The sequence below is a fragment of the Clostridium sp. DFI.5.61 genome, from assembly GCF_024462915.1.
In the GTDB taxonomy this organism is placed as follows: Bacteria; Bacillota; Clostridia; order Oscillospirales; family Oscillospiraceae; genus Lawsonibacter; species Lawsonibacter asaccharolyticus.
On sequence record NZ_JANGBZ010000013.1, the window covers coordinates 62,530 to 83,338 of the forward strand.

Below are 20,809 nucleotides of genomic sequence, written 5' to 3' on the forward strand. Positions count from 1 at the left end.
CGCTATGGAAGTCTTACATTCAATCTGGCAGTTTATCCAGAATCAAATCCTTGGCATGAAGTGGCTCAATGAGGTCATCGGAATTGGTCTAAGCAATCTTGGAATCGATACTACTTCTCGTTGGGGTGGAAGCATCCAGTTCTTTGTCTATGATGTGATCAAAATTATGGTGCTGTTGGGTGTATTGATCTTCATTATCTCTTACATCCAGAGCTACTTCCCGCCGGAACGCACCAAACGCATCCTTGGCAGATTTCATGGCATTGGTGCAAACTGTATAGCAGCTCTGTTGGGGACGGTGACACCGTTCTGCTCCTGTTCTTCCATTCCTCTGTTCATTGGTTTTACCAGCGCAGGTTTGCCCCTTGGCGTAACCTTCTCGTTTCTGATTTCCTCTCCCATGGTGGACTTGGGAAGTCTGGTGTTGCTTATGAGCATCTTCGGCTGGAAGGTTGCTGTTATCTATGTGGTTCTCGGTCTGGTGATTGCCGTTATCGGCGGCACGATGATAGAAAAGCTTCATCTGGAAAATGAAGTTGAGGAATTTATCCGTAAGGGCAAAAATGTGGATATTCCACAAGATAAATTGACCATAACTGACCGTTTACAGTATGCCTGGGAACAGGTGGCATCTACCGCAAAGAAGGTTGCCCCTTATGTGTTGGTTGGTGTCGGCATCGGTGCATTTATTCACAACTGGATTCCCGAAGAATTTATCGTGAAGGTACTCGGAACTGGAAATCCTCTGGGCGTTGTGATCGCTACTGTAGCTGGTGTTCCCATGTATGCCGACATCTTCGGCACAATCCCCATTGCGGAAGCTCTGCTGGCAAAAGGAGCGCAGCTTGGTGTGGTGCTGTCTTTTATGATGGGTGTGACCACGCTGAGCCTACCATCCATGATTATGCTTCGCAAGGCTGTTAAGCCGAAACTGTTGGGCATCTTTGTTACCGTCTGTACCATCGGCATCATCCTTGTAGGTTATTTCTTTAACGCAATTCAATATATCATTATTTAACGGAGGTATTATTATGGCACTGTTTAATTTCGGAAAGAAGAAAGAGAAAAAGAATGCTCCCGCCTGCTGCTGTGGCAGTACAGAACCTAAGATAGAGGAAAATGCATCCTTCTGTTGCGGCTCTGCGTCTCAAGCAGAAGAAAGCATCTCTTGTTGCTGCGGTAAATCCGTAGACGGTATCTGCTGTATCAAGGTTCTTGGCTCTGGTTGCAAGAGCTGCCATGCTCTGTTGGAAGCAACCAAGGAAGCTGTCAAGAATATGGGACTGACTATCGAGGTCGAGTATGTGACCGATATGGAAAAGATCATGAAGTATGGGGCTATGAGTATGCCTGCACTGGTGATCAATGAGCAGATTGCTTCCATGGGCAAGGTTTTGAAAGCAGCAGAGATTGAAAAACTGCTTCGTAAGTATGAGGGCTGATATGAAAAAGGTTGCCTTTATCTGTGTCCACAATTCCTGCCGCAGTCAGATTGCGGAAGCTCTTGGCAAGAAAATAGCAGGAGATGTGTTTGAGAGCTATTCTGCCGGAACGGAAATCAAGCCCCAGATCAATCAAGATGCAGTTAGAATTATGAAAGGGTTATATGGGATTGATATGGAGCAAACCCAGTATTCAAAATTGATTACAGACATTCCTGATCCTGATATAGCAATTTCTATGGGGTGCAATGTAGGCTGCCCTTTTATCGGCAGAGCGTTTGATGATAATTGGGGGGTGGAAGATCCTACTGGAAAATCTGACAATGATTTTTTAAGAATCATTAAAGATATTGAGAATAAGATTTTGCAGTTAAGGGATGAATTAAAGACATCTTGATTTTCCAGTCGATTTTGCGTATAATACTTACAATAAGGTAACAACCACACGGAACAATTACCTGTGTAATTTATAATCGTTTATCACTGCTGATAAGATTTTGATAAGTACCCATCGTATAGCTATGATAATATGGGAAATCAAAATAATCAGAATATCAGGAACAATATTATCTAAACAAAATTGCTTAAGGTTGAAGTTCCTGCAACGAGTGGGAATAAGTTCAGAAGCCTAGAAAAGCCTGATTTTACTAGGTTTTTGAGGGCTTAAGACCTTCTGTTCCAACGATTTTGCAACATTTTTTCATGATTCATAAAAAGAGAGCTAACTGATCTTGATTCGTCAGTTAGCTCTCTTTCTGCTGATAGTATCTTTTACGGTATATAGGCTCTGCATATTTGGCTATCTAAAGCGATGGTCAACCATTCAAACTTTTGATATCTCTGCATTCTTTCCATACCCTAACAGGTGGCAACAAAGTCTATGGTCTTTTGAATATTAGCTTTGGATGTTTTTTTCAGTTACCTTACTGCGGAAGTTATCTCTAAAATTAAACACATAATAGGGCACTCCTGTTCTGAACGCAACACTTCGCGCATCCTCCACATCTTCCAGAGCACAAAAGGTTCGGCTCCGAGCAGTTTCTGTAGATGAATCATCAAATAACTTCATGGTGCATCCAATACAGTCATAACCCATGTTCTGTGTCAGGAGAGCGGCGACGCTGCTGTCAACGCCGCCGCTCATGGTAATCAGTGCCTTCATCCGCCACAGTGGTCACAGTGTTCACAATCCGGGAACAGGCTGTGGTCATAAGGAATGCCATTTTTATCGTAATAATCCTTGACCGCCTTTTTTATAGCCTCCTCCGCCAATACAGAGCAATGGAGTTTATGAGCCGGAAGTCCATCTAATGCTTCAGTAACGGCCTTGTTGGTCAGTGCAAGGGCATCGGTCAACGATTTGCCCTTAATCAGCTCTGTTGCCATAGAACTGGAAGCAATGGCGCTGCCGCAGCCGAATGTTTCAAACTTCACATCGGTAATGGTGTTATCCGCGATCTTCAGATAGATCTTCATAATGTCCCCGCAGACAGGATTACCAACCTCTCCAACACCGTCTGCATCGTCTATGATACCTACATTCCGAGGATTTCGGAAATGATCCATTACTTTATCACTATACAAAGCCATAGACACACCTCTTATCTTTCAAATATGTGGGGCCGTTTACCATTGACCAAATCTCTCCAGAAAGGAGAGATATTCCGCAGATAGTTTACCACATCTGTGACGGCAAGAATGATCTCATCGATATCTGCTTCTGTCATGTCCTCGCCGAGGCTGAGCCGCAGAGAACCATGGGCGACCTCGTGGGGTCTGCCGATCGCCAGCAGCACATGACTGGGATCAAGAGAGCCGCTTGTACAAGCGGAGCCGGAGGAAGCGCAGATACCCTTGTCATCCAGCAGAAGCAAGAGCGATTCACCTTCGATGCCCTCAAAACAGAAATTCACATTACCGGGCAGCCGATGTTTGTGATCGCCGTTCAGTTCGCTATAAGGAATCTGATCCAATCCATGGATCAGCCGCTCCCGCAGGACCGTTAGTTTTGCGCTGTGCTCGTCCATGGCCGCACAGGCTTCTTCCAGCGCCGCTGCCATGCCCATGATGGCAGGGATATTCTCTGTACCCGCGCGTTTTCCGCGCTCCTGCGCGCCGCCGTTGATTATAGTTTCCAGGATAATACCGCGCTTGGCATACAAAGCACCGATTCCCTTCGGACCGTGAAATTTGTGTGCGGAAAGGGAGAGCATATCGATGTTCTGTTCTTTTACATCAATGTGCAGGTGTCCCGCCGCCTGTACTGCATCTGTATGAAACAGCACGCCTTTCTCCCGGCAAATAGCCCCAATCTCTGTGACGGGCTGAATAGTACCGATCTCGTTGTTTGCATACATGATGGTCACAAGGCAGGTGTCTTCCCGGATGGCTTCAGCCACCTGCTCCGGCCTCACAAGTCCTGTATTGTGTACATCCAGAAGGGTGACCTCAAAGCCTTGCTTTTTCAATTTTTCCAGGGTATGCAAAACGGCATGGTGTTCAAACGCCGTGGAAACAATATGCTTTTTGCCTCTGCGCATCCCCAGCGCAGCGGCGGTCATAATGGCCTGGTTATCCGCCTCGCTGCCTCCGGAGGTAAACGTGACCTCCCGCGGATCGGCATGGAGGCAGGCCGCGATCCGGCTCCGGGCATTTTCCAGCGCTTCCTTGGCCTGCTGTCCAAAGGCGTAGAGGCTGGAAGGGTTGCCGTAATATTCTTCCATATAGGGCAGCATAGCATCGATAGCCGCCTTGCTCATTTTGGTGGTTGCAGCATTGTCTGCGTAAATCATAATATACTCCTCGGTCTTTCATCTGCAAACATGGGAGTGGAAAGGTATCTGTCGCCGGTGTCCGGCAGCAGGGCCACAATGGTCTTACCCTTGTTTTCGGGGCGCTTTGCCAGCTCTACAGCAGCCCAGACAGCGGCGCCGGACGAGATGCCCACCAGCACTCCCTCCTGCTGTCCCACACGTCTGCCATATTCAAAGGCATCCTCATTGGACACTGCCAGGACTTCATCATAGATCTCGGTGTTCAGGTTGTCTGGCACAAAGCCTGCGCCGATGCCCTGGATCTTGTGGGCTCCGGCCACTCCCTGAGAAAGGACCGGAGAGGCCGCCGGCTCCACCGCTGCCACCTTGACAGCGGGGTTCCGACTCTTGAGATATTCGCCCACACCGGTAATGGTGCCGCCCGTACCCACACCGGCAACAAAGATATCCACCTCGCCGTCGGTATCTGCCCAGATCTCCGGGCCAGTAGTGGCGCGGTGCGCGGCGGGGTTTGCCGGGTTGACGAATTGGCCGGGAATAAAGCTGTCCGGAATTTCCTTTGCCAGCTCCTCTGCTTTGGCAATGGCTCCCTTCATTCCCTTCACCCCCTCGGTGAGCACCAGCTCCGCGCCATACGCCTTCATCAGCTGGCGGCGCTCCACGCTCATGGTGTCGGGCATGACAAGGATGATGCGGTAGCCCCTTGCCGCGGCAACAGATGCCAGGCCAATTCCCGTGTTGCCGGAGGTAGGTTCAATAATAACTGACCGGGTATTCAGCGATCCCTTCGCTTCGGCATCATCGATCATGGCTTTCGCAATACGATCCTTAACAGATCCGGCGGGGTTGAGGTATTCCAGCTTTGCCAAGATCCTGGCTTCCAGGCCCTCGGATCTTTCAATATGGGTAAGCTCCAGCAAAGGCGTCTTGCCGATGAGCTGGTCAGCAGAAGTATAAATGTTTGCCATGGTCATACCTCCTTGACACGCTGGAACGCCTGCTCCAGATCTGCGATAATGTCATCAATGTGCTCTGTGCCGATGGAAAGACGGATGGTATTCTGGTAAATTCCCACGTTCTCCAGTTCCTCCTCCGTAAGCTGGCTGTGTGTGGTGGAAGCTGGATGAATCACCAAACTTTTGACGTCCGCTACATTGGCCAGCAAAGAGAAAATCTTCAAATTGTCAATAAACCGGAAGGCATCCTCCCGTCCGCCCTTGATTTGGAATGTAAAAATGGAAGCGCCGCCGTTCGGAAAATACTTTTCGTACAGCGCGTGATCCGGATGTTCCGGCAGAGAAGGATGATTGACTTTTTCCACCTGGGGATGGGAAGTCAGGTATTTCACCACTTTCTTTGCGTTCTCCACATGACGCTCCAGCCGGAGACTCAGGGTTTCCGTACCCTGAAGCAGCAGAAAAGCCGCAAAGGGACTGATGCAGGCACCCTCGTCCCGCAGCAGGATTGCGCGGATATAGGTAACAAAAGCGGCCTTTCCCGCAGCCTCTGTAAACTTTACGCCATGGTAGCTGGGATTCGCTGCGCTGATCCAGGGGTATTTTCCGCTTGCCGCCCAATCAAAGCTGCCGCCGTCCACAATGATACCGCCCAGGGTCGTGCCGTGGCCGCCAATGAACTTGGTGGCGGAGTGGATCACAATGTCAGCGCCGTGTTCAATGGGACGGATCAGATAGGGGGTGCCGAATGTATTATCGATTACCAGCGGCAGTCCATATTTGTGAGCAATGTCAGCAATGGCGTCAATGTCAGGAATATCACTGTTGGGGTTGCCCAGGGTCTCAATGTAGATGGCCTTGGTGTTGGGCTGGATCGCATGTTCCACGGCGGCGAGGTCGTGGACATCCACAAAGCTGGAGTTGATGCCGTAGAGTGGCAAGGTGTGGGCCAACAGATTACTGGTGCCGCCGTAGATGGTCTTTTGTGCTACAATGTGCTCTCCCTGTTTTGCAAGCGCCTGAATGGTATAGGTGATCGCGGCGGCGCCAGAGGCGACAGCCAGACCGGCAACACCGCCCTCCAATGCGGAAATGCGCTGTTCAAAAACACCTTGGGTGGAATTGGTCAGGCGGCCATAGATGTTGCCTGTATCAGCCAGACCAAAGCGATCTGCTGCGTGCTGACTGTTATGAAATACATAAGAAGTGGTAGCGTAGATGGGAACCGCACGGGCATCAGATGCAGGGTCAGGGTGCTCCTGGCCCACATGGAGTTGGAGCGTTTCAAATTTGTAATCAGACATAGTTGTGTTCCTTTCTGTTCCATGATTTATTTTGCTAGGAAGAACAGATAACACATTCGTCCGAAACGGAAGTTATTCCGCAGAAGTCTGAAAAAATGTTTTTGCATAACCGGCTCCTTTTACCCACGGAATTGGTATGTATAATGTTATACTACCATTTTCCTACTAAGTCAAGGGGTAATTAAAAAGTTGCTGTTGCGTATTTGTAGGAATACAATACACGTTCGTGGGGAATTTTTTATAATAGCCCTTGACAAGTAGAGGGCATAGTAGTATAGTGATAAAAAATTTAATATCCTAAACCGTTGAAGCGGAGATAACGGCAATCATGCCTTTACAGAGAGCCTGTGGTGCTGAGAGTCAGGTAAGAAACAAGTTGTCAAATGGACCGCTGAGGGCGCAGTCAAATGTGAGATTCACAGAGTATGCTGCGACGTTGCAGGCAGACGTCATTTGCCGGGGATATGTTGGTATCCCGCTAAGCGCACGGGTCATGCCGTGAATCAAGGTGGCACCGCGGATAATGTGTTTTATTCGTCCTTGACAGACCGTAGTTTCTGTCAAGGACGATTTTTTGCTCCTCTGGCAGAAACGCCAGAGGAGTATTTTTATTTGGAGGTGCAGACCATGCAGATCGTTCCCACATTGGAGAAAGTCCAGGAGATCGCTTCCGCCAGACGATACCGGGTGCTTCCGGTGAGCTGTGAGATCCTGTCTGACTTCACCACGCCCATAGAAGCCATGCGCATCCTGAAGCAGGTTTCCACCCACTGCTATATGCTGGAGTCCGCAGCCAGCCATGAGACCTGGGGACGCTACACCTTCCTGGGCTTTGATCCCAGTCTGGAGATCACCTGCAGGAACGGGGAGATGCGGGCCGGATGCCTTCACTTCCCAACGGCGGACCCATCCGCTTACCTGCGTCAGGTCCTGGAGGAGCACAAAAGCCCCCGCTTTGACCATCTCCCTCCCTTCACCGGCGGGCTTGTGGGATACTTCTCCTATGACTATCTGGGGTACAGCGAGCCGTCCGTCCGGGCGGAGGTGGAGGACAGCGAGGAATTTCGGGATCTTGATCTGATGCTCTTTGACAAGGTCATTGCCTTTGACCATCTGCGGCAGAAGCTCATTCTCATGGTCAATATGTCCCTGGATGAGCCGGAGACCAGCTACAACAAGGCGGTGCTGGAGCTCAGACAGCTTGTGGAGCTGCTGCGGACCGGAGCAAAGAAGCAGGACCGTGCCGGGCGGCTCCTGGGCCCGGTGACGCCGCTGTTCGGCCGGGAGGACTTCTCCCGAATGGTGGAGCAGGCCAAGGTCCACATCCGGGAAGGGGATATTTTTCAGATCGTCCTCTCCAACTGCCTGTCGGCCCCCTTTGAGGGCAGCCTGTTCAACACCTACCGGGTGCTGCGCACCCTTAACCCCTCCCCCTATATGTTCTATTTTTCCGGAACAGATGTGGAGGTGGCGGGGGCGTCGCCGGAGACTCTGGTCAAGCTGGAAAACGGCGTGCTCCACACCTTCCCTCTCGCGGGCACCCGGCCCAGGGGAAAGACCCCGGAGGAGGACCAGGTTCTGGAGACAGAGCTGCTCTCCGATGAGAAAGAGCTGGCGGAGCACAATATGCTGGTGGATCTGGGGCGGAACGATCTTGGGAAGATCAGCCGGTTCGGTACGGTCCAGGTGGAGAAGTTCCACACCATTGAGCGCTTCTCCCATGTCATGCACATCGGCTCCACCGTACGGGGAGAGCTCCGGGAGGACAAGGACGCGCTGGACGCCATCGAGGCGGTGCTGCCCGCCGGGACCCTCTCCGGAGCGCCTAAGCTCCGGGCCTGCCAGCTGATCGCAGAGCTGGAGAACAACAAGCGGGGCATCTACGGCGGGGCCATCGGCTACATCGACTTCACCGGGAATATGGACACCTGCATCGCCATCCGGATCGCCTATCAGAAGAACGGCAGGGTGTTTGTGAGAAGCGGAGCCGGGATCGTGGCCGATTCGGTCCCGGAGCAGGAATTTGAGGAATGTATGAACAAGGCGCGGGCGTCCCTGAGGGCGCTGGAGCTTGCACAGGAGGCGGAGCTATGATCCTGCTGATCGACAACTATGACAGTTTTTCCTACAATCTGTACCAGCTTGTTGGGGAATTCGAGCCGAATATCTGGATCATCCGCAATGATGAGATGACCGCAGAAGAAATTCGGGCGCTTCAGCCGGAACGGATCATCCTCTCCCCCGGCCCGGGGAGGCCGGAGGACGCGGGAATCACCATGGAGGTGGTGACCGCCCTGGGGCATGAGATCCCCATTCTGGGGGTCTGTCTGGGGCACCAGGCCATCTGCGCCGCCTTTGGCGCCTCCATTACCTACGCCAAGGCGCTGATGCACGGGAAGCAGTCCCAGGTCCGATTCGATCCGGACTGCCCGCTGTTCCGGGGCTGTCCGGAAACAGCCCTTGTGGGGCGGTACCACTCCCTGGCGGCGGACGCCCAAACCCTTCCGGAGTGCCTGAAGATCACCGCTCGAACCGAGGACGGAGAGGTCATGGCGGTGCAGCACAGGGAGCATCCGGTCTACGGTGTACAGTTCCACCCAGAGTCCATTTTGACGCCCGACGGGAAAACCATGCTCCAAAACTTCATAAAGGAGATGTAAACCATGATCAAAGAAGCTATCGTCAAGATCGTCAATAAAGGGGACCTCACTTATGAGGAGGCCTACACCGTGATGAACGAAATTATGGGCGGCGAGACCACGCCCACCCAAAACGCCGCTTTTCTTGCCGCCCTCTCCACCAAGAGCGCCCGGGCGGAGACCACCGACGAGATCGCCGGATGCGCCGCCGCCATGCGGGGCCACGCCGTCAAGGTGGAGACCGGCATGGAGCTCTTTGAGATCGTGGGCACCGGCGGAGACAACGCCGGCAGCTTCAACATCTCCACCACCGCCGCCCTGGTGGCGGCGGCAGGGGGCATGAAGGTGGCCAAGCACGGAAACCGGGCGGCCTCCTCCCTGTGCGGCACGGCGGACTGTCTGGAGGCACTGGGGGTCAACATCCACCAGAGCCCCGAAAAGTGCGTGGAGCTGCTCCGGGACGTGGGAATGTGCTTTTTCTTCGCCCAGGATTACCACACCTCCATGAAATATGTGGGAGCCATCCGCAAGGAGCTGGGCTTCCGCACGGTATTCAATATCCTCGGCCCACTGACCAACCCCGGGACGCCGGTCCGGCAGCTGCTGGGCGTCTATGACGACTATCTGGTGGAGCCCCTGGCACAGGTGCTCATCAATCTGGGGATCAAGCGGGGCATGGTGGTATATGGACAGGACAAGCTGGACGAGATCTCCCTGAGTGCGCCCACCACCATCTGCGAGATCCGGGACGGCTGGTTCAAGTCCTCGGTCATCACCCCGGAGGATTTTGGCTTTGACCGCTGCAAAAAAGAGGAGCTGAAGGGCGGGACGCCGGAGGAGAACGCCGCCATCACCCGGGCTATTTTGAATGGCGAGCGGGGCGCCAAGCGGAACGCGGTGCTGCTCAATGCCGGGGCGGCCCTGTACATCGGCGGCAAAGCCGATAGCATGAAGGACGGCGTGGCCCTGGCGGCGGAGCTCATTGATACAGGAAAGGCCGCCGCCCTACTGGAGCGGCTGATCGCGGTCAGCAACGGCCCGGAGGTGGAGGCATGACCATACTGGACCAGCTGGCCGGCCATGCCCGGGAGCGGGTGGCGGCGTCCAAGAGCGCTGTCCCTCTGGAGGAGCTGCGTCGGCAGGCCCTTTCTCTCCCCAAAGGAGATTTTGGGTTTGAGAAAGCCCTGAGAAAAGACGGACTCTCTTTCATCTGTGAGTGCAAGCGGGCCTCGCCCTCCAAGGGACTCATCGCCCCGGAGTATCCCTACCTGCAAATTGCACTGGACTATGAGGCGGCGGGTGCAGACTGCATCTCAGTGCTCACTGAGCCCAAATGGTTTCTGGGCAGCGGCCGGCATTTGCAGGAGATCGCCCGGACGGCCTCCATCCCCTGCCTGCGGAAGGACTTTACCGTAGACGAATACATGATCTATGAGGCGAAGGTGCTGGGGGCGTCGGCAGTCCTGCTGATCTGTGCCATTTTGACGGAGCGGCAAATCCGGGAGTACCTGCACACCTGCGATGAGCTGGGCCTGTCCGCACTGGTGGAGGTCCACAACGAGGCGGAGGCGGAAACTGCCCTCCGGGCAGGGGCGCGGATCATCGGGGTGAACAACCGCAGCCTGAAGGATTTCTCTGTGGACCCGGACAACAGCCGCCGGCTCAGGGCGCTGATCCCCCGCGAGGTGCTGTTTGTTTCCGAAAGCGGCGTCCGCAGCGCCGGAGACATCGCAGTGCTCCGAGAGCTGGGAGCGGACGGAGTCCTGATTGGAGAAACTCTGATGCGGGCGGCCGATAAAAAGGCCGCTCTGGCCGGACTGCGAGGCGGAGCATGACAAAAATCAAGCTGTGCGGCCTGTCCCGCCCCCGGGATATTCTGGCCGCAAATCAGCTGAGGCCGGAGTATATCGGATTTGTATTTGCCCCTGAAAGCAAACGATATATCGCACCCAAAGGGGCCGCTGAATTGAAGGAATTACTGGACCCGAACATTCAGGCGGTGGGCGTATTTGTCAACGAGACAGCAGAGACAGTGGCCCGCCTGCTGAACCGCGGTGTAATCGACCTGGCCCAGCTTCACGGCAGCGAGGGCGGGGACTATGTTGACCGGCTGCGGATGCTTACCCCAAAGCCCATTATCCAGGCATTCCGGATCGCCACGGTTCAGGATGTCCTCCGCGCCGAGGCCAGTGCTGCTGACCATATCCTGCTGGACGCCGGTGCGGGTACGGGCACGGTGTTCGACTGGAGTCTGCTCCATCAGATCCGGCGTCCCTATTTCCTGGCCGGCGGACTGGGACCGGAGAATGTGGAAGGGGCGGTGGAGCGGCTTCACCCCTATGCGGTGGACGTCAGCTCCGGTATTGAGACGGATGGGGGCAAGGATCCTGAAAAAATGGCGGCCTTTGTGGCCGCAGTCAGAAAGGGAGCGAGAGCATGACCAATCCAAAGGGACGCTTCGGCGTCCACGGGGGACAGTATATCCCCGAGACGCTGATGAACGCGGTCATTGAACTGGAAGCGGCATACGATCACTACAAGAACGACGAAGCTTTCAACCGGGAGCTCACCGAGCTTTTCAATGAATACGCGGGCAGACCATCCCGGCTGTATTTTGCCAAAAAGATGACGGAGGATCTGGGCGGGGCGAAGATCTATCTGAAGCGGGAGGATCTGAACCACACCGGGGCCCACAAGATCAACAATGTGCTGGGACAGGCCCTTCTGGCCAAGCGGATGGGCAAGACCCGCCTGATCGCCGAGACGGGGGCGGGGCAGCACGGGGTGGCTACCGCCACCGCCGCCGCCCTCATGGGGATGGAGTGCGTGGTCTTTATGGGGGAAGAGGATACGGTCCGCCAGGCCCTCAATGTGTATCGGATGCGTCTTCTAGGGGCGGAGGTGGTTCCCGTAAAGACGGGCACGGCCGCGCTGAAGGACGCCGTATCCGAGGCGATGCGGGAATGGACCTCCCGCATCGAAGACACCCACTACTGCCTGGGCTCTGTGATGGGGCCCCACCCCTTTCCCACCATCGTCCGGGACTTCCAGGCGGTGATCTCCCGGGAGATCAGGGCACAGCTTCTGGAGAAGGAGGGGCGGCTGCCCGACGCGGTGCTCGCCTGTGTGGGAGGCGGTTCCAATGCCATCGGCAGCTTCTATCACTTTATCGGGGACGAACAGGTCCGGCTGATCGGCTGCGAGGCGGCCGGCCGGGGGGCGGATACCCCGGAGACGGCGGCCACCATCGCCACCGGGAAGCTGGGCATCTTCCACGGGATGAAGTCTTACTTCTGTCAGGACCAGTACGGCCAGATCGCCCCGGTCTACTCCATCTCCGCCGGACTGGACTACCCGGGCATCGGCCCGGAACACGCCCACCTCCATGACATCGGCCGGGCGGAATATGTCCCGGTCACTGACGAGGAGGCGGTCAACGCCTTCGAGTATCTGGCCCGGACGGAGGGTATCATCCCTGCCATTGAGTCGGCCCACGCCGTGGCCCATGCCATAAAGCTTGCTCCCACTATGGAGCGGGAGCAGATCATCGTCATCACTATTTCAGGCCGGGGCGACAAGGACTGCGCCGCCATCGCCCGATACAGAGGGGAGGATCTCCATGAGTAAGATCGCACAGGCATTTGCCCGCGGAAAGGCATTTATCCCGTTTATTACCTGCGGCGACCCGGATCTGGAGACCACCGCCGCCGCCGTCCGGGCCGCAGTGGAAAATGGCGCGGACCTCATCGAGCTGGGCATTCCCTTCTCCGACCCCACCGCCGAGGGGCCGGTGATCCAGGGGGCTAACCTCCGGGCCTTGCAGGACGGGGTCACCACAGACCAGATCTTCGGACTGGTGCGGGACCTGCGCCGTGATGTAACAATACCTCTGGTTTTTATGACCTACGCCAATGTAGTGTTCTCCTATGGAGCGGAGCGCTTTTTCTCCGCCTGCCGGGAGACGGGGATCGACGGACTGATCCTCCCCGATCTGCCCTTTGAGGAGAAGGAGGAATTTCTGCCGGTTTGCAGGCGGTACGGGGTGGAGCTGATCTCCCTCATCGCGCCTACATCCAAGGACCGGATCGCCATGATTGCCAGAGAGGCGGAGGGGTTTCTCTATGTGGTGTCCTCCCTGGGCGTTACCGGAGCCAGAAGCGAGATCAAAACGGATCTGGCCTCCATGATGGAGACTGTGCGGCAGAACACCCATATCCCAGCCGCCATCGGCTTTGGAATCTCCACGCCGGAACAGGCCAAGCGGATGGCAGAGCTCGCCGATGGCGTGATCGTCGGCTCTGCCATCGTCAAGCTGCTGGAACAGCACGGGAAGGATGCCCCTGGCTGCATCGGTGCGTATGTCAAAACCATGAAGGACGCGATACGATAAAAAAATCAGGCAGTCGGCCAAGTCAAAGCCTCCGGCTAAGCCGGAGGCTTGAGTAGGCCCTATAAGGGCCTGATACGGACGAAGTCCCTTAAGGGGCACTTTTTACGCCTTCTTGTTCTCGCGGCCCGTAAACGGGTCAACAAACTCTTTCAGCCCTATCTGGTCTGCGATTTGATCTGATGCCAGTTGGTTTCGGAAATACTCTGCTATCTGTTTTTTATTCCGCCCACTGTATCCACATAATATCCTCTGGCCCAAAAGTGCCGATTTCTATACTTATATTTCAGATTTGCATGCCGGTCAAATATCATCAGACTATTTTTCCCTTTCAAATACCCCATGATCTGTGATACACTGTATTGGGGAGGGATGTTTATCAGCATGTGTATACGGTCTGGGCACGCTCTGACTTCTATGATTTCTACCCCTTTTTGCTGACACAGTTTCCTTAATATCACTCCTATATCCTGTTTTATCTGTCCATATATCTCCATCCTTCGATATTTGGGTGCAAATACGATATGATATTGATATCTCCAACTTGTATGCTCTAAACTATTTATGTCTTTGTCTTTCACGATGAAGACCTCCCTGTTATCGTAGTTGTGTGGTCGTCAACCCACTTCTACCCTATCAGGGAGTTTTTTCTTTTTCTACTCTTCTCCTCGCTTTAAGCTATTTTTTACCACCGGCATAGCCGGGGGGGTGTTTTTGGTGCCTACAACACAGACCGAACTGCTTTGCACGCAGTCCGGTCTGTCGCTTATCTTAATGAGATGACGGCAAAGCCGGTGGTTTTGCCTTTCCCCGCAACTCCCCTTTTGTGATTATGTTTCGTTTATCGGGCATTCCTTGTTGGTCTTAGTAACCGTCTTTCCGTAGTATCCGTTACGGTTTTTCTTCCCATATCTTCAGGGGGTATTTCTAAGTACGTCAGTCTGTTCCTCATCCACAGTCCAGAGCATTTTATCACGTTTCAGCGCAACTCCGTATTCCGAAGCTGCCGCTCCAGGAGACACCTTTCCCTCCAGGACGTCTTCAAGCACCTTCTGTACATCGCGCCGTTTGGGATCCCCCCAACCTCCAGCTCCAGGCGTTCTGACGCAGACCACATCGCCGCGATTCATCACAAGGCCCGTACATTTGGATGTCAGCCGCTGAGATTCCGTCTGTCCGCTGCGGGTCAAATCATAACAGCCGCCCGCACCATTATGCCCTCCGTCAATCCCCCATGGCTCAAACCGCTGGCGGTCTCCAAGGCCAGTATATATTACATGGTCTGTTACCGCCTCATAGACGCGCTCAATACCAAGACCGCCACGGTACAGACCTGCGCCGCCGCTGTCCGGGCGAAGTCCATATTTTTTGACCATGATCAGCGGGAATTCCATCTCCAGCGCTTCCACAGGCAGGTTCGAGGTGTTTGTCATATGGACCTGTACACCGTTTTGACCGTCCATATCCCGGTGCGCACCGGCACCGCCAGCAATGGTCTCAAGATACACATGGTACTGCTCAGGGTCGTTAGGATCATAGCCACTGAACAACGCCGTTGTACAACTGCCATTGCTTCCGGACATGGAGCGAATTCCGGCCGCCGGAGCCAGTGCTCCGAAGATAACATCCGCAATACGCATTGCCGTATCAATTCGCTCGCCGACGGCAGCAGGATTTTTGGCATTCAAGATCATGCCGGGTTCGGCGGCTACTGTAAACGCCCGATATATGCCTGCGTTGGACGGCGTGCCAGGGTCAATAAGCGCCTTCAAGGAGTAGAATACTGCGGCCAGCATACCGTTTTTTGTGAGATTGATCGGGCCAGAAACCTGTCCTTGTGTGCCTGCAAAATCGACATGCAGATCATCGCCTTTAATCGTAATCTTTACACAGATTTTTACTGGGTCCGGAGACGCCACACCCGCATCATCCATATAATCAATAAAGCTGTACTCGCCGTCCTTCAGGTTCCGAATACCGGCGCGCAGACGGCGCTCAGCATAATTTTGAAGCTCATGCATGCAATCGATCAACAGGTCTCCATAACGCGTATAGGCATCCTGAAGACGGCGGGCACCCACACGATTGGCAGCGATCTGAGCCTGAAGGTCACCATAGCGCTCGTTTGGGATCCGAGAATTGCAGAGAATGAAGTCTACAATATCCGCGATGGGCTCGCCATTGCGGCAAATACGCACCAGCGGGATCTTGAGCCCCTCCTGAAAGATACTTACAGCATCACCGCAGGTGGACCCCGGCTCCTTGCCGCCGATATCGCTGTGATGGGCAAGGTTTGCCGCCCAGCCAATCAGCTTTCCATTGGATGCAAAAATAGGGGCGGCGATAGTGATATCATTGAGGTGAGTCCCTCCTCCATTGTAGGGATCGTTGCCAACGAACATATCGCCAGGTTTGATGTCAGAGACTGCGAATTTCTTGAAGACCTCTCCGATGATCCCAAGTAATGAGCCCAGGTGCATGGGCACGTGTTCGGCCTGAGCAATCATATTACCTTCGGGATCAAACATAGCTGTAGAAATATCCCGGCGTTCCTTAATATTATTGGAATATGCACTTTTGATGATGGCAACTCCCATTTCCTCCGCAATGGAGAGGAGTTGATTTCCAATGATTTCAAGCATAACCGCATCTGTTTTCCGTGTCATTCTTCTCCACCCCCTTGATAAGTCGCGATGAGGTTGTAGTGGGCATCTGTGTAGGCATTCCAATTGGGCGGAATTACCGTGGTGGAATCCATCTGCTCCAGAATTGCCGGCCCCTCTACCGTCGTACCGGCTTTCAGTTCGCCGCGCTGGTACACCTTGGTGTCAATGTACTGCTCCTCGCGGTCAAACAGGACCTTACGAACTTCAATCGGCTCAGGGAGCTGAGCATCAGGTTCCAGTTCCACGGCCACCAAGTCGGGCTTCTCCATAACACCGATGGCGCTGATACGGAAGTTCACCATCTGGATTGTCATATTCCGATCACAGTAGCCATACGCATGCTCATGCTCCAGATTGAACTGCTCGATCATGTCCTCCATAGCCGCCTCGTCAAAGGGCACCGTTACCTGGATCGGGATCTCGTAGTTTTGGTGGAGATAGCGGCAGTCAACGGAATAGGCGTACTTGCGTCTGTCTTCTGCAACATGCTCCTTATCCAGCAGGGCATTGCCATCGTCCAGCAAGTTATCAAAGATCTTCCGAACCTTAGGCAGAGATGTTAGCTCTGCAGTGGTCAGATTTGAACAGCTGAGATCAAATTTAGTATCCGCCATCAGCAGACCTAACGAGCACAGGGTGCCGGGAGAGGGGGGAATAAGGACCTGTTTGATTCCCATATCCCTAGCAACCTCACAGGCGTGCAGAGGTCCTGCGCCGCCAAATGCCATAAGGGTAAATTCGCTGGGATCATATCCGCGTTCAACACTTACGACTCGTACAGCACGAACCATGTTGGAATTGATCACGGAAACGATTCCTGCCGCAGCCCGCTGCAAATCCAAGTTCGATTTTTCACAAATGTGGGTGCGGATCGCCTTTTCAGCCAGCTTGATGTCAACATCCATTCTGCCGCCCAAGATTTTCTTGGAGTTGAGCTTGCCCAGAATAATATTGGCGTCAGTGGCACAGGGAAGCTCACCACCGCGCATATAGCATGCGGGCCCAGGAGTAGCACCTGAACTGCGCGGCCCCACTTTTAATGCTCCGCCCGCATCAATTTGGGCAATGGAGCCACCACCTGCGCCCACTGTCACAATATCGATCATAGGAATTCGGGCGGGGTATCCCTCCACAGTGCGTTCATTGGAAAGCTGGGCCTTACCGTTTTCAATCAGGCTGACATCAATGCTGGTACCTCCCATATCAAAGGTAATAATTTTATCCAGATTACACTGCTTGCCAATGTAAATGGCACCAATAACGCCGGCAGAGGGCCCGGAAACCGCAGTCTTAATCGGACAATCGACCGTCTCTTTGATCGAGATGATCGAACCGTTGGACTGGGTCACATAAGGCGATACAGTAATACCGGCTTCCTTGACAGAATTTTCAAAGTTGTGTACATATTCTTTCATTACTGGGCCGAGATATGCGTTCAGGATAGTAGTGCTCATGCGGGAGTATTCACGAAATTCAGCAACCAAGTCGTGGGATGCAGAAACATACACTCCCGGATACTCTTCTTCAATGATCTCCTTGATGCGATCTTCATGAACAGGATTGATGAACGAGAACAATGTGCACACCGCAATGGTCTCTGCACCCATTTCCTTGAGGAAGCGCACCGCATTACGAACACTGTCTTCGTCTAACGGCGTTAAAATACTGCCGTCGTGAAGAATACGCTCCTTAACTTCCTGGTTCATTCCAGGCGGGATAAGCTGCTCCGGCTTGGGACGGCGCAAGTCATACAGTGACGGGCGGCGCTGCCACCCGATTTCCATCAGGTCTTTAAAACCTTCAGTCGTGATAAGCCCCATTCGGGCTCCTTTTTTCTCAATCAGCGCATTGGTGGCGACCGTAGTTCCATGGGCCAAATAGGTAATCTCCCCGGTATCAATGCTCTGTTCACTCAGGATCTCCTGAATGCCGCCCATAATGGCCTTGGACGGATCTTCCGGAGTAGAACTGCGCTTATAATGCCTCAACGCCCCCGTTTCAATATTAAAAAACGAGAAATCAGTAAATGTTCCCCCAACATCTACGCCAATCATATAACTCAAGATTCGTCACTCCTTACGCTCTATTTTGTGTACAGCTTGGGCACTGTGTGCCCAAGCTGTACATCTGGTGATTACTTTTGACAATTAATACTCAAGGTCCTGAACTGCATCGTACAGACCCGAAGTAGCCCAATAGCCTTCAGATTCCAGCTGGGGGGCCAGAGGCGCCATGGCATCGATAAAGGTCTGCTTGTCAAACTCTACAAATTGGCCGCCTTCGTCTATAATAGTCTGCTTATCTGCCTCCCACTGCTCCTTAACATAAGCGGTGAACCACTGAGCGACCTCGTCACCACACTGGGTGATAATCTCCTGCTCTTCGGGGGTCAGTTTCTCCCAGGTAGTCATATTGATAGCGATGCTCTCCAGAGGATAGGCGTAGTCGACCAAGGAAATATAGGGAGCATACTTATGCAGGTCCAATGCCTTAATAGATTCGTAAGAGCACTCACCAGCATCAATCACGCCCTGCATCATGGCCATGGTGTAATCGGACCAAGCGACGATGGTGGGCTTTGCTCCCAGAGTCGTAAAGTTCTTTTCCCAGATGTCAATATTGGGAATACGGAACTTTACACCACTCAGATCAGCCGCAGTCGCTAAAGGCTTCTTTCCAAAGATGGCCCGAGGGTTCTTTTGCAGCTTATATGAGACAATATGGATACCGTTGTCTTCCAATGTCTGGAATGCGTTATCAGCCAGCTCGGAGTCCAGGAAGGCGTAGACGTGCTCAATGCTGTCAAACGCAAAAGCCATACTCATAATATTCAGGTCTTTTGCGATGCTGCTGTAATTATCAAAGGAGAAAATGGCGCCCTGCTGCAAATCCACCTGCATATTCTCTACCTCTTCCATTGCAGCACCCAGCTGCTCGCCGGGATAGTACTCCACCCTGACCCGACCAGCCAATCTCTCATTGACCAGATCAGCAAACTTCTGCCCAGCAATACCAGTTGGTTCCGTAGAAGCAGAGGATGCCCCCAGTTTAATCACAATCTCATCGTGATCCTGTCTCTCTTCTCCAGACTGAGAAGACTGAGTACTTGCGGCTGGATCAGACGCTGTGGGAGAATTGGCAGCGGGATTTTCCTTGGGGGCACAGCCAAACAGAGTAGCAGACATGACCAGTGCAAGGGATAGCGCCAGCGCTTTTTTCATCTTTTTCATATCGATTCCTCCTAAAATTTTATTTTTGATTCGTCATACACGGCCAATTCCGTTACAAAGTTCAGAGCAATAGTCCAGGCAGGAACAGGGTAAGCGGCTTAATAAAGGTCACCATCAATAGTGCGACCACAAGAGGAACAAGCATGGGATAGATGTGCTTCAATGTCTTTTCGAAGGGAAGGTCAGCCACCTTTGCGGAGACAAACAGCGATGGCGCCATGGGCGGTGTAATGCCTCCTATGGTCAAATTCAGTACTGCCATAACGCCCATAGTGATGTAGCTCATGCTGAATGCGTCGGCCACATTTAAAAGAACAGGGGCCATCATGATAAGAACCGGCAGCGAACCCATAAAGCAGCCAAGGAACAAAAGCAGAAGATTCAGCAGCAGAAGAACGATGATTTCATTGTTAAGACTCAACAGAAGATCCGACAGAGTCTTGGTAATCCCGCTGTTAATTATCATCCAGTTAAATACAGAACCGGTAGCGCACAGCCACATAGTCAGGGCTGTGGTGGACATCGTTTCCTTCAGGATCTTCATTATCTTCGCAAAATTTAACCGCCTGTAGCAGAAACCAAGCAGAATGATATATGCACAGGCCACAGCACCGGTCTCAGTAGATGTGAAGACGCCTGTGCTGATGCCGCCCAGCAGAATGGCTGGTGCCCCCAGTGCAGGGAGGCCACGCCAGAGTGCATGTAAGAAGTCCTTAAAAGGAGCTTTAGGAGTAATGGGTGCTTTTACATGGAACTTCGTGACGGCGATATAGATATAGACCATCAAGCAAAGGCCCATCAAAATACCCGGAAGAACACCGGCCATAAACAGTTCTACGGTACCCGTACTTGCAAGAAAGCCCCAAATCACAAGGTTGATGCTTGGAGGAATGATCGGACCGATACCAGATGAGGCCGCAGTGATGGCTACTGAAAACCCCTTGTCATAGCCAGCCTCGTTCATTGCCTTGATCTCAATGGCACCCAGGCCGCCTGCATCTGCCATAGCAGAACCGGACATGCCAGCGAAGATCATACTTGCGAGAACATTTGCGTGGCCCAGACCACCTGGAATATGTCCGATTGCTTTCTCGGCCAAACCAAATATTCTGTCACTGAATCCGATCTCATTCATTGCACAGCCCACAAAAACGAAAGCGGGAACCGCCAAAAGTGAGTAGCTCGCAAACGATGTTGCCGTCTTCTGGGCGAACATGACGAAGCTCTGGCCGTTCTGAATAACATAGAGCAGACTTGAAAGCAGCATTGCCGTTCCGATCGGCATTTCCAAAAGGATCAGAACAACGAAAATAAGGAAGTAGATCCAAACCATGTAGTCACTCAACGATCATCACTCCTATTACAATGTATTTACGGTTGAAGGCACGGCAGCCAGCCGTGTCTTTTTCCG

The 20,809-nt window shown here is 53.2% G+C and carries 19 protein-coding genes and 1 pseudogene; 10 read left to right on the forward strand and 10 right to left on the reverse strand.

The window, feature by feature from the left end; translation table 11 throughout:
* The first annotated feature begins 4 nt into the window (after positions 1-4).
* From NE584_RS08780 to NE584_RS08790, 3 genes are read left to right on the forward strand one after another with little or no spacing between them, the layout of a single operon-like run.
* Positions 5-1,018: a permease gene (locus NE584_RS08780; RefSeq protein WP_256182639.1), complete on the forward strand. Its 1,014-nt coding sequence runs from the start codon at positions 5-7 to the stop codon at positions 1,016-1,018.
* Between the two features lie 13 nt (positions 1,019-1,031).
* Positions 1,032-1,442 carry an MTH895/ArsE family thioredoxin-like protein gene (locus NE584_RS08785; RefSeq protein WP_256182640.1) on the forward strand — a complete coding sequence of 137 codons (411 nt, stop codon included), beginning with the start codon at positions 1,032-1,034 and terminating at the stop codon, positions 1,440-1,442.
* A gap of 1 nt (position 1,443) precedes the next feature.
* A complete protein-coding gene (locus NE584_RS08790; RefSeq protein WP_256182641.1) occupies positions 1,444-1,839 on the forward strand; it encodes an arsenate reductase ArsC in 396 nt (131 codons plus the stop codon).
* A 498-nt stretch (positions 1,840-2,337) separates the two neighbouring features.
* Here the strand turns inward: NE584_RS08790 and NE584_RS08795 are convergent, their stop codons facing one another.
* From NE584_RS08795 to NE584_RS08815, 5 genes are read right to left on the reverse strand one after another with little or no spacing between them, the layout of a single operon-like run.
* The gene (locus NE584_RS08795; protein ID WP_256182642.1) at positions 2,338-2,604 is read right to left on the reverse strand and encodes a hypothetical protein; all 267 of its coding nucleotides are present in this window, start codon (positions 2,602-2,604) and stop codon (positions 2,338-2,340) included.
* A complete protein-coding gene (nifU, locus tag NE584_RS08800) occupies positions 2,601-3,032 on the reverse strand; it encodes a Fe-S cluster assembly scaffold protein NifU (protein WP_256182643.1) in 432 nt (143 codons plus the stop codon). Before nifU ends, NE584_RS08795 begins: the two co-directional genes overlap by 4 nt.
* An 11-nt stretch (positions 3,033-3,043) precedes the next feature.
* Complete coding sequence (gene nifS, locus NE584_RS08805) at positions 3,044-4,234, reverse strand: cysteine desulfurase NifS (protein WP_256182644.1); 1,191 nt, start codon at positions 4,232-4,234, stop codon at positions 3,044-3,046.
* Positions 4,231-5,184 carry a cysteine synthase A gene (cysK, locus tag NE584_RS08810; protein WP_256182645.1) on the reverse strand — a complete coding sequence of 318 codons (954 nt, stop codon included), beginning with the start codon at positions 5,182-5,184 and terminating at the stop codon, positions 4,231-4,233. The genes nifS and cysK overlap by 4 nt, the downstream gene beginning before the upstream one ends.
* A gap of 2 nt (positions 5,185-5,186) precedes the next feature.
* Positions 5,187-6,476 (reverse strand): O-acetylhomoserine aminocarboxypropyltransferase/cysteine synthase family protein, encoded by a 1,290-nt coding sequence (locus tag NE584_RS08815; RefSeq protein WP_050625033.1) that lies wholly within the window; start codon positions 6,474-6,476, stop codon positions 5,187-5,189.
* Between the two features lie 627 nt (positions 6,477-7,103).
* On the opposite strand from NE584_RS08815, the gene trpE reads away from it, so the two are divergent.
* The 7 genes from trpE to trpA are packed head-to-tail and all read left to right on the forward strand — an operon-like array spanning position 7,104 to position 13,505.
* Positions 7,104-8,570 carry an anthranilate synthase component I gene (gene trpE, locus NE584_RS08820; protein ID WP_256182652.1) on the forward strand — a complete coding sequence of 489 codons (1,467 nt, stop codon included), beginning with the start codon at positions 7,104-7,106 and terminating at the stop codon, positions 8,568-8,570.
* The gene (locus NE584_RS08825; RefSeq protein ID WP_256182646.1) at positions 8,567-9,136 is read left to right on the forward strand and encodes an aminodeoxychorismate/anthranilate synthase component II; all 570 of its coding nucleotides are present in this window, start codon (positions 8,567-8,569) and stop codon (positions 9,134-9,136) included. The genes trpE and NE584_RS08825 overlap by 4 nt, the downstream gene beginning before the upstream one ends.
* A gap of 3 nt (positions 9,137-9,139) precedes the next feature.
* Complete coding sequence (gene trpD, locus NE584_RS08830) at positions 9,140-10,171, forward strand: anthranilate phosphoribosyltransferase (protein ID WP_256182647.1); 1,032 nt, start codon at positions 9,140-9,142, stop codon at positions 10,169-10,171.
* Positions 10,168-10,950, forward strand: coding sequence for an indole-3-glycerol phosphate synthase TrpC (gene trpC / locus NE584_RS08835; RefSeq protein WP_256182648.1), 783 nt, complete (start codon positions 10,168-10,170; stop codon positions 10,948-10,950). Before trpD ends, trpC begins: the two co-directional genes overlap by 4 nt.
* Positions 10,947-11,555, forward strand: coding sequence for a phosphoribosylanthranilate isomerase (locus NE584_RS08840; RefSeq protein WP_256182649.1), 609 nt, complete (start codon positions 10,947-10,949; stop codon positions 11,553-11,555). Before trpC ends, NE584_RS08840 begins: the two co-directional genes overlap by 4 nt.
* A complete protein-coding gene (trpB, locus tag NE584_RS08845) occupies positions 11,552-12,742 on the forward strand; it encodes a tryptophan synthase subunit beta (RefSeq protein WP_256182650.1) in 1,191 nt (396 codons plus the stop codon). The genes NE584_RS08840 and trpB overlap by 4 nt, the downstream gene beginning before the upstream one ends.
* Positions 12,735-13,505, forward strand: a complete 771-nt coding sequence (gene trpA, locus NE584_RS08850) for a tryptophan synthase subunit alpha (protein ID WP_256182651.1) — start codon at positions 12,735-12,737, stop codon at positions 13,503-13,505. The genes trpB and trpA overlap by 8 nt, the downstream gene beginning before the upstream one ends.
* A 102-nt stretch (positions 13,506-13,607) precedes the next feature.
* Here trpA and tnpA read toward each other — a convergent pair.
* The 5 genes and pseudogenes from tnpA to NE584_RS08875 all read right to left on the reverse strand — a co-directional run bounded on the left by tnpA (position 13,608) and on the right by NE584_RS08875 (position 20,743).
* Positions 13,608-14,083 (reverse strand): annotated as a pseudogene (gene tnpA / locus NE584_RS08855) (IS200/IS605 family transposase).
* Between the two features lie 333 nt (positions 14,084-14,416).
* Complete coding sequence (locus NE584_RS08860) at positions 14,417-16,168, reverse strand: hydantoinase B/oxoprolinase family protein (protein WP_050625040.1); 1,752 nt, start codon at positions 16,166-16,168, stop codon at positions 14,417-14,419.
* Positions 16,165-18,222, reverse strand: coding sequence for a hydantoinase/oxoprolinase family protein (locus tag NE584_RS08865; RefSeq protein ID WP_242850409.1), 2,058 nt, complete (start codon positions 18,220-18,222; stop codon positions 16,165-16,167). Before NE584_RS08865 ends, NE584_RS08860 begins: the two co-directional genes overlap by 4 nt.
* Positions 18,223-18,315: 93 nt before the next feature.
* Positions 18,316-19,398: a TRAP transporter substrate-binding protein gene (gene dctP, locus NE584_RS08870; RefSeq protein ID WP_050625042.1), complete on the reverse strand. Its 1,083-nt coding sequence runs from the start codon at positions 19,396-19,398 to the stop codon at positions 18,316-18,318.
* A 61-nt stretch (positions 19,399-19,459) separates the two neighbouring features.
* The gene (locus tag NE584_RS08875; protein WP_050625043.1) at positions 19,460-20,743 is read right to left on the reverse strand and encodes a TRAP transporter large permease; all 1,284 of its coding nucleotides are present in this window, start codon (positions 20,741-20,743) and stop codon (positions 19,460-19,462) included.
* Between the last annotated feature and the right edge of the window lie 66 nt (positions 20,744-20,809).